Genomic DNA, 8,126 nt, shown 5'->3' on the forward strand with positions numbered 1-8,126 from the left:
TCACTACAATCACCACCGACCCCACACCGGCATCGGCGGAATGACACCAATCGAGCGCCTACGCGTTCACAACCTACCCGTGAAGAACATCTAGTGCTTGCTGGGCTGGTCTGCCGGCACCAGCGGTAGCGCGGCCACCGGGAACAGGGCGCACACCGCGAACGCCACCGGGTAACCCAGCGCGCCGATCAGGGCGCCGAACACCGGCGGGGTGAGGCCGGCGGCCAGCAACTGGCTGGTGTTCTGGGCGCCCAGCGCGCGGCCACTCCAGAACGGCCCGGCGATCTCGGCGATGGCGGTGAACGCCAACCCGTTGTCGACGACGGTGATCACCGACGCCACGACCATCACCGCGATGCTCAGCGGGGATCCCAGCGCGTCGGTCAGCGCCAGCACCAGCATGGACAGCGCCGCGCCTGCCGCGATCATCCGGATCGGCCGCAGCCGCGACCCCATCCGGTCCGACCAGCGGCCGGCTGCGATACGGCCGAGCGCGCCCAGGATCTGGGCCACCATCACCAGCAGCCCGGCGTTCTGCGCTGACCAGCCCCGATCGGTGATCAGCCACACCAGGGTGAACGTCCACACCACGCACTGGGGCACAACCAGCAGCACCGAGACCGCGTGGATCCGCCACAGCACGGCCGAGCCCCGGTAGGGATTGGCCAGATGCTCGGCCGGGGCCTCGGCGCGGGGCGGCCGGGGCGGGTCGGCGACCGCGACGGCGCACACGAGCGCCGCGATCCCGCACACGATCGCGGGGAACAGCAGCGCCACACCGACTCCGTGGGCCTGCGCCAGACGAGGGATCACCAGCGCACCGGCCGCCACGCCCAGCGGCTGCGCGGTCTGGCGGATGCCCATCACCAGCCCGCGCTGGTGGGGCGGGAACCACCCCACCACCAGCCGTCCGCTGGCCGAATTGCTGCTGGCCGCCGCCATGCCGCCGAGGAACAGGAAGGCGCCGACCAGGATCAGCGAGTGCGAGGACGCGGCGGCAACGGCGGCCGCGGCGGTCAAGGCGGACCCGGCGGCCAACACGAATCGCTCGCCGACCCGGTCCACCACATAACCCCACGCGATCAGGGTCACCACCATGCCGAAGCTCGGCATGGCCGACACCAGGCCGGCTTTGGCCAGGTCGAGGCCCATCGACGCGTGCAGGGTGGGGATCAGGAACGCGGCACCGTTGATGAACACGTTGGCGGACAACGTCGCGAACAACGCGATCACGAGCATCGCCCAGCGTCGCGCTGTGCTGATGGTGCCGACGGCCATGGGGACATGATTCCACGGTGTGTCTCACGATGCTGAATCTGTATCTCAGATAATGGGAACACACGCTGAGTGAGCGGTCCCGCCGGGAAATCCCGGACACGGTCGAGCGTGGCTACTCACTCAATGCCGACTCAACGCCGATCGGGGTCGTTCGTGCCCGCACGCCGGCCCCACTAGGCTGTCGGGAATGCGCCTGGGTCGAATCGCCAGCCCTGATGGGGTCGCCTTCGTCAGCATCGAAGGGGACACGGGAAGCGAAATCGTTCGTGAGATAGCCGAGCATCCCTTCGGAACCTCGACCTTCACCGGCCGGAGCTGGCCGCTGGCCGATGTGCGCCTGCTGGCGCCGATCCTTGCCAGCAAGGTGGTCTGCATGGGCAAGAACTACCAGGCCCACATCGAGGAGATGGGCGGTGAGGCACCGGAGGATCCGGTGATCTTCCTCAAGCCCAACACCGCGATCATCGGACCGGGTGTGCCAATCCAGTTGCCGGCCAACGCTTCACCGGTGCACCACGAGGGCGAGCTGGCAGTCGTGATCGGCCGTCCGTGCAAGGACGTGCCCGCTGCCCGGGCCGCGGAGAACATCCTCGGCTACACCATCGCCAACGACGTATCCGCGCGCGACCAGCAGAAGGCTGACGGCCAGTGGATACGCGCGAAGGGGCACGACACGTTCTGCCCGGTCGGTCCGTGGATCGTCACCGACCTCGACCCGTCCGATCTGGAGATCCGCACCGAGGTCAACGGCCAGGTGCGGCAGCTGAGCCGGACGTCGATGATGATCCACGACATCGGTGCCATCATCGAGTGGATCTCGGCGGTGATGACCCTCCTGCCTGGTGACCTCATCCTGACCGGCACACCCGAGGGCGTGGGGCCGATCGAGCACGGCGACACCGTCAGCGTCAGCGTCGAGGGAATCGGGACGCTGACGAATCCCGTGATTCGGAAGGGCAACTGATGACGTCGACCGCCAATGATCCAGTGCGCGTGCGATTCTGTCCGTCGCCCACCGGAATTCCGCATGTCGGCATGGTGCGCACTGCGTTGTTCAACTGGGCCTACGCCCGCCATACCGGTGGGGTTTTCGTGTTCCGCATCGAAGACACCGACGCCCAGCGCGACTCCGAGGAAAGCTACGCCGCACTGCTCGACGCGCTGCGCTGGCTCGGTTTGGACTGGGACGAGGGGCCGGAGGTCGGAGGGCCGCACGAGCCCTACCGCCAGTCCCAGCGCACCGACATCTATCGCGACGTGCTGGACCGGCTCGTCGCCGCCGGTGAGGCATACCAGGCCTACTCCACCCCCGAGGAGGTCGAGGCGCGTCATCTGGCCGCCGGGCGCAATCCCAAACTCGGCTATGACAATTACGACCGCGACCTGACCGACGAGCAGCGTGCCGCGTACGCCGCCGAGGGCCGCAACGCGGTGCTGCGGCTGCGGATGCCGGACGAGGACCTCAGCTGGCACGACCTGGTGCGGGGGACGACGACTTTCGCCGCCGGGACGGTTCCCGACTTCGCGCTGACCCGGGCCACCGGAGAGCCGTTGTACACGTTGGTCAATCCGGTCGACGACGCGCTGATGAAGATCACCCACGTGCTGCGCGGCGAGGATCTGCTTCCGTCGACGCCGCGCCAGATCGCCCTGTACCAGGCGCTCATCCGTATCGGCGTCGCCGACCGGGTGCCCGAATTCGCCCACCTGCCACCGGTGCTGGGGGAGGGCACCAAGAAGCTGTCCAAGCGCGACCCCGAGTCCAACCTGTTCCTGCACCGCGACCGCGGCTTCCTGCCGGAAGGTCTGCTGAACTATCTGGCGCTGCTGGGCTGGGGGATCGCCGAGGACCGCGACATCTTCAGTCTCGACGAGATGGTCGCGGCGTTCGACGTCGTCGACGTCAACTCCAACCCGGCCCGGTTCGACCAGAAGAAGGCTGACGCCATCAACGCCGAACACATCCGCCGTCTCGACGACGCGGAGTTCGCCGTGCGCCTGCGGGCCTATTTCGCGGCCCACGGGTACGACACCGGGCTCGACGATGCCGGGTTCGCGACCGCGGCGCAGCTGGTGCAGACCCGCATCGTGGTGCTCTCGGATGCGTGGGCGCTGCTGAAGTTCCTCAACGACGACGCCTACGAGCTGGACCCCAAGGCTGCGGCCAAGGAGCTCGGCCCCGGCGCGGGTCCGGTCCTGGACGCGGCTATCGGCGCACTCGAGGGCGTGGGGCAGTGGACGGCGGCCGCCATCGAGGAGGCGCTCAAAGGCGCACTGCTCGACGGCCTCGAGCTCAAGCCCCGCAAGGCGTTCGGGCCGATCCGGGTGGCCGCGACCGGCGCGACGATCAGTCCGCCGTTGTTCGAGTCGTTGGAGCTGCTGGGCAGCGATCGCAGTCTGCGGCGACTGCGGGCAGCGCGCGACCACGCCGGGGTGCTGGAATAAGGCGGTCGAAATCTTTGGTAGTGTGCTCGTCGGCCCGCAACCACGACGCAGCGGCCTGACATCCCTGGTTCCACCGGGATAAAGGGCTTCTGACCAGCGGTTACGGGCAGTTGATGGGGTATGGTGTAATTGGCAACACAGCTGATTCTGGTTCAGCCATTCTAGGTTCGAGTCCTGGTACCCCAGCAATTATGTCGGCAACGGCCTCTGAGCTATGCTGACAACCCGGTACGCCGCAAGGCGCACCACAGATTTGGTTCTGGCCCCGTCGTCTAGCGGCCTAGGACGCCGCCCTCTCACGGCGGTAGCGTGGGTTCGAATCCCATCGGGGCTACCAAACGAAATCGCCCGGTCATCCGACCGGGCGATTCGTTGTTCCGCAGGCTATTCGGCCGGCGCGGTGCTACCGGCCAGCGGCATCGCGGGCAGGCCGAGCTTGCGGTGATCCCAGGACCGGGTGCGGCTGGCCGCGATACGCACCGCCACCCGCTTGTTCATCATCATGTCCACGGCCGGCTTCAGATCGTCGGTGTAGGGGCCGTTGTAGCGCTCCCAGACGCTGACACCGACTTTGAAGATGGTGTCGGGATCTTCGACGATCTCGGCCACCCCTTCGAAGGACACCCCGCGCAGCGTGTCGTAGGTCATACCGTCCTCGATGAGAAAGCTCACCCGAGGGTCGCGACGGAGGTTGACCGCCTTCTGGGATTTGGCCTTGGTCTCGACCCAGATGTCGCCGTCGAGCACGCCGTACCACATCGCGACGAGGTGCGGCTGGCCGTCGGGCCCGATCGTCGCCATCGTGCCGGTGCGGCTGCGGGCCACGAACTCGGCGATCTCGGCGTCCGACATGACGATCTGGTTGCGTTGCTTGGTTCCCATGGCGTCAGTTTGTCAGGCGTGCGGGGACCGTTGTCGTGGGGATCACAGTCGACGGGTCAGCGCGTCGGCGGCGGCCACCAGATCGGCTGCCCAGCGTGCCCCTGGCCGCCGGCCCATCCGGTCGATCGGCCCGGACACCGACACCGCCGCAATCACCGTGCCGCTGCGGTCGCGTACCGGTGCCGAAACGCTGGCCACCCCTGGCTCGCGCTCGGCAGCGCTCTGCGCCCAGCCGCGGCGGCGGACCTCGGCCAGCGTGCGCTCGGTGAACTTCGCCGTCGGCAGCACGGCCTGCTGGGTGGCGGTGTCGCTGTACGCCAGCAGCACCTTGGCTCCGGAGCCGGCCGTCATCGGCAGCCGGGCCCCGACCGGCACGGTATCGCGAAGCCCGGCAGGGGGTTCCAGTGCGGCCACACAGATCCGGGTGGTGCCCTCGCGCCGGTAGAGCTGGACACTCTCGCCGGTGATTTCCCGCAGCCGGGGTAACACCGCCGCGCCCGCGGCCAGCAGCGGATCGTTCACCTGAGCCGCCAGCTCGCTGATCGCCGGTCCCAGCCGCCAGCGCCCGGCGCTGTCGCGGGCCAGTAACCGGTGCACCTCAAGGCCGGCAGCGAGCCGGTGCGCGGTGGCCCGCGGAAGCCCGGTGCGTTCACAGAGTTCGGCCAGCCCGCACGGTGAATCGGCGATCGAGTGGAGTACGCCCACCGCTTTGTCGAGCACGCCGATACCGCTATCCTGTCTCATATCGAGATACTAGCGTCCCGAAATATGAGATATCCAGACTCGTGTTCCGGAATCGAAGAACGAATCGAGAAGCCATGGCTCAGTCCGACAAGCCCAGGACCCTGCCCGAAAAGGTGTGGGACGACCATGTCGTGGTCGCCGGCGCCGGCAGCGGTGCAGCGCGTGAACCCGATCTGATCTACATCGATCTGCATCTCATCCACGAGGTGACCAGCCCGCAGGCCTTCGACGGTCTGCGCCTGGCCGACCGCCCGGTGCACCGTCCCGATCTCACGATCGCCACCGAGGACCACAACGTGCCGACGGTCGACATCGACAAGCCGATCGCCGATCCGATCTCGCGCACTCAGGTCGAGACGTTGCGGCGCAACTGTGCTGAGTTCGGCGTCCGGCTGCACCCGATGGGTGACGCCGAGCAGGGGATCGTCCATGTGATGGGCCCGCAACTCGGGCTGACCCAGCCCGGGATGACGATCGTGTGTGGCGACAGCCACACCTCGACCCATGGCGCGTTCGGCGCGATCGCGATGGGCATCGGAACCTCCGAGGTGGAGCATGTGCTTGCCACCCAGACACTTCCACTACGGCCGTTCAAGACGATGGCGGTCAACGTCGACGGCGCCCTGCCGCCCGGGGTGAGCGCCAAGGACATCATCCTGGCGGTCATCGCCAAGATCGGCACCGGCGGCGGCCAGGGCTACGTCATCGAATACCGCGGCAGCACCATCGAATCGCTGTCCATGGAAAGCCGGATGACCATCTGCAATATGAGCATCGAAGCCGGTGCCCGGGCCGGGATGGTGGCTCCCGACGAGACGACCTATGAGTTCCTGCGCGGACGCACCTACGCGCCGACGGGGGCTGACTGGGATGCCGCAGTGGCCGCCTGGGACGCGCTGAAGACCGACGAGGGCGCCGAATTCGACGCCGAGGTCTACATCGACGCCACGACGCTGAGCCCGTTTGTGACGTGGGGCACCAATCCCGGCCAGGGCGTCCCGCTGGCCGAGGCGGTGCCCGACCCGGAGCTGATGACCAGCGATTCCGAACGTCAGGCCGCCGAGAAGGCGTTGGCCTACATGGACCTTCGGGTAGGCACGCCGATGCGTGAGGTCGCCGTCGACGCGGTGTTCGTGGGTTCGTGCACGAACGGCCGTATCGAGGATCTGCGGGTGGTGGCCGACGTGCTGCGCGGCCGTCGGGTCGCCGACTCGGTGCGGATGCTGATCGTGCCGGGGTCGATGCGGGTACGCGCCCAGGCCGAATCCGAAGGGCTGGGCGAGATCTTCACCGCGGCCGGCGCCGAATGGCGTCAGGCGGGCTGCTCGATGTGCCTGGGGATGAACCCCGATCAACTGGCGCCGGGCGAGCGTTGCGCGTCGACGTCGAATCGGAATTTCGAGGGCAGGCAGGGCAAGGGCGGCCGGACACACCTGGTTTCACCGGCGGTCGCCGCGGCCACCGCCGTGCGCGGAACCCTGTCCTCGCCTGCCGATCTCTAAAAACTAGACCTGCTAAGGAGAACCACGATGGAGGCATTTCACACCCATACCGGGATCGGCGTTCCCTTGCGGCGGTCGAATGTGGACACCGATCAGATCATTCCGGCGGTGTATTTGAAGCGCGTCACCCGAACGGGTTTCGAGGACGGACTGTTCGCCGCCTGGCGCACGGATCCGTCGTTCATTCTCAATCTGAGTCCGTTCGATCGCGGTTCGGTTCTGGTGGCCGGACCCGATTTCGGCACCGGATCCTCGCGGGAGCACGCGGTCTGGGCGCTGATGGACTTCGGATTCCGGGTCGTCATCTCGTCCCGTTTCGCCGACATCTTTCGCGGCAACGCGGGCAAGGCGGGGCTGTTGGCGGCCGAAGTCGCTCAAGATGATGTCGAACTTCTCTGGAAGCTCATCGAGCAGAATCCAGGCCTGGAAATCACTGTGAATCTTCAAGATCGAATTATCAGCGCCGGAACGGCAGTGGTGCCGTTCACGATTGACGATTACACCGCGTGGCGGCTACTGGAAGGTCTTGACGATATCGGCCTCACGCTGCGGAAACGTGCTGAAATCGAAGCATTTGAGGCAGGTCGCCCGAGCTGGAAGCCGCGGATTTCGACCGCCTCCTGAACGGGGCGGGGCCCCGAATTCCCGCCCCCAAACCCGGGGTTCGACCGCCCGGAATCACCGCCCTAGGGCGGCAAGCGGATTGCTGAAATCCTCCTAAGTAGTGCCTGAAATTGGGCGTGGCTCTTGGAAATCTGCAGCTCTTGGGTTTACCGTGTTCTGCAGTCGGTCCAGAGTGGACCACTGGCTTCGGAGGAATTGAATGAACAAAGCAGAGCTCATCGACGTACTCACGGAGAAATTGGGCTCAGATCGTCGGCAAGCAACCCTGGCGGTGGAGAACGTCGTCGACACCATTGTGCGCGCGGTGCACAAGGGCGACAGCGTGACCATCACCGGCTTCGGCGTTTTCGAGCAGCGGCGTCGCGCCGCCCGTGTGGCGCGCAATCCGCGCACCGGCGAAACCGTCAAAGTGAAGCCGACTTCCGTTCCCGCTTTCCGTCCCGGCGCTCAATTCAAGGCCGTCGTCTCCGGCGCGCAGAAGCTTCCGTCCGAAGGCCCCGCCGTCAAGCGCGGTGCGGTCGCCGGCCCGGCCAAGAAGGCTGCCGTCAAGAAGGCCGTCCGTAAGGCGGTCGTGAAGAAGGCTCCGGCCAAGAAGGCTGCTCCGGTCAAGAAGGCTGCGCCCGCGAAGAAGGCGGCTCCGGCCAAGAAGGC

General features: G+C 66.9%; 8 protein-coding genes and 2 tRNA genes. 7 read left to right on the top strand and 3 right to left on the bottom strand.

Annotated features, from left to right (window positions below; genetic code table 11):
* Positions 1-90: 90 nt before the first annotated feature.
* Positions 91-1,278: an MFS transporter gene (locus MSZK_RS16785; protein WP_099249763.1), complete on the bottom strand. Its 1,188-nt coding sequence runs from the start codon at positions 1,276-1,278 to the stop codon at positions 91-93.
* A gap of 187 nt (positions 1,279-1,465) precedes the next feature.
* On the opposite strand from MSZK_RS16785, the gene MSZK_RS16790 reads away from it, so the two are divergent.
* The 4 genes from MSZK_RS16790 (at position 1,466) to MSZK_RS16805 (ending at position 4,060) form a co-directional block, all read left to right on the top strand.
* Positions 1,466-2,242, top strand: coding sequence for a fumarylacetoacetate hydrolase family protein (locus tag MSZK_RS16790; RefSeq protein WP_099249766.1), 777 nt, complete (start codon positions 1,466-1,468; stop codon positions 2,240-2,242).
* Positions 2,242-3,723 (top strand): glutamate--tRNA ligase, encoded by a 1,482-nt coding sequence (gene gltX / locus MSZK_RS16795; protein WP_099249768.1) that lies wholly within the window; start codon positions 2,242-2,244, stop codon positions 3,721-3,723. The genes MSZK_RS16790 and gltX overlap by 1 nt, the downstream gene beginning before the upstream one ends.
* A 114-nt stretch (positions 3,724-3,837) precedes the next feature.
* Positions 3,838-3,909: transfer RNA gene (locus MSZK_RS16800), tRNA-Gln, on the top strand.
* A 75-nt stretch (positions 3,910-3,984) separates the two neighbouring features.
* Positions 3,985-4,060: transfer RNA gene (locus tag MSZK_RS16805), tRNA-Glu, on the top strand.
* A gap of 47 nt (positions 4,061-4,107) precedes the next feature.
* On the opposite strand, the gene MSZK_RS16810 is transcribed toward MSZK_RS16805, so the two are convergent.
* A complete protein-coding gene (locus MSZK_RS16810) occupies positions 4,108-4,605 on the bottom strand; it encodes a pyridoxamine 5'-phosphate oxidase family protein (RefSeq protein WP_099249771.1) in 498 nt (165 codons plus the stop codon).
* Between the two features lie 42 nt (positions 4,606-4,647).
* The gene (locus MSZK_RS16815) at positions 4,648-5,349 is read right to left on the bottom strand and encodes an IclR family transcriptional regulator (RefSeq protein WP_099249774.1); all 702 of its coding nucleotides are present in this window, start codon (positions 5,347-5,349) and stop codon (positions 4,648-4,650) included.
* Between the two features lie 74 nt (positions 5,350-5,423).
* Between MSZK_RS16815 and leuC the strand changes: the two genes are divergently transcribed.
* The 3 genes from leuC to MSZK_RS16830 all read left to right on the top strand — a co-directional run.
* Entirely contained in the window at positions 5,424-6,851 is a 1,428-nt protein-coding gene (gene leuC, locus MSZK_RS16820) for a 3-isopropylmalate dehydratase large subunit (RefSeq protein ID WP_099249776.1), read from the top strand.
* 27 nt (positions 6,852-6,878) lie between these two features.
* Positions 6,879-7,475, top strand: a complete 597-nt coding sequence (gene leuD, locus MSZK_RS16825; RefSeq protein ID WP_099249779.1) for a 3-isopropylmalate dehydratase small subunit — start codon at positions 6,879-6,881, stop codon at positions 7,473-7,475.
* A gap of 199 nt (positions 7,476-7,674) precedes the next feature.
* Positions 7,675-8,126: HU family DNA-binding protein (locus MSZK_RS16830; protein WP_233211354.1), on the top strand; the 452-nt coding region annotated here is incomplete at its 3' end.

The organism is Mycobacterium sp. shizuoka-1 (genome assembly GCF_002723835.1).
In the GTDB taxonomy this organism is placed as follows: domain Bacteria; phylum Actinomycetota; class Actinomycetes; order Mycobacteriales; family Mycobacteriaceae; genus Mycobacterium.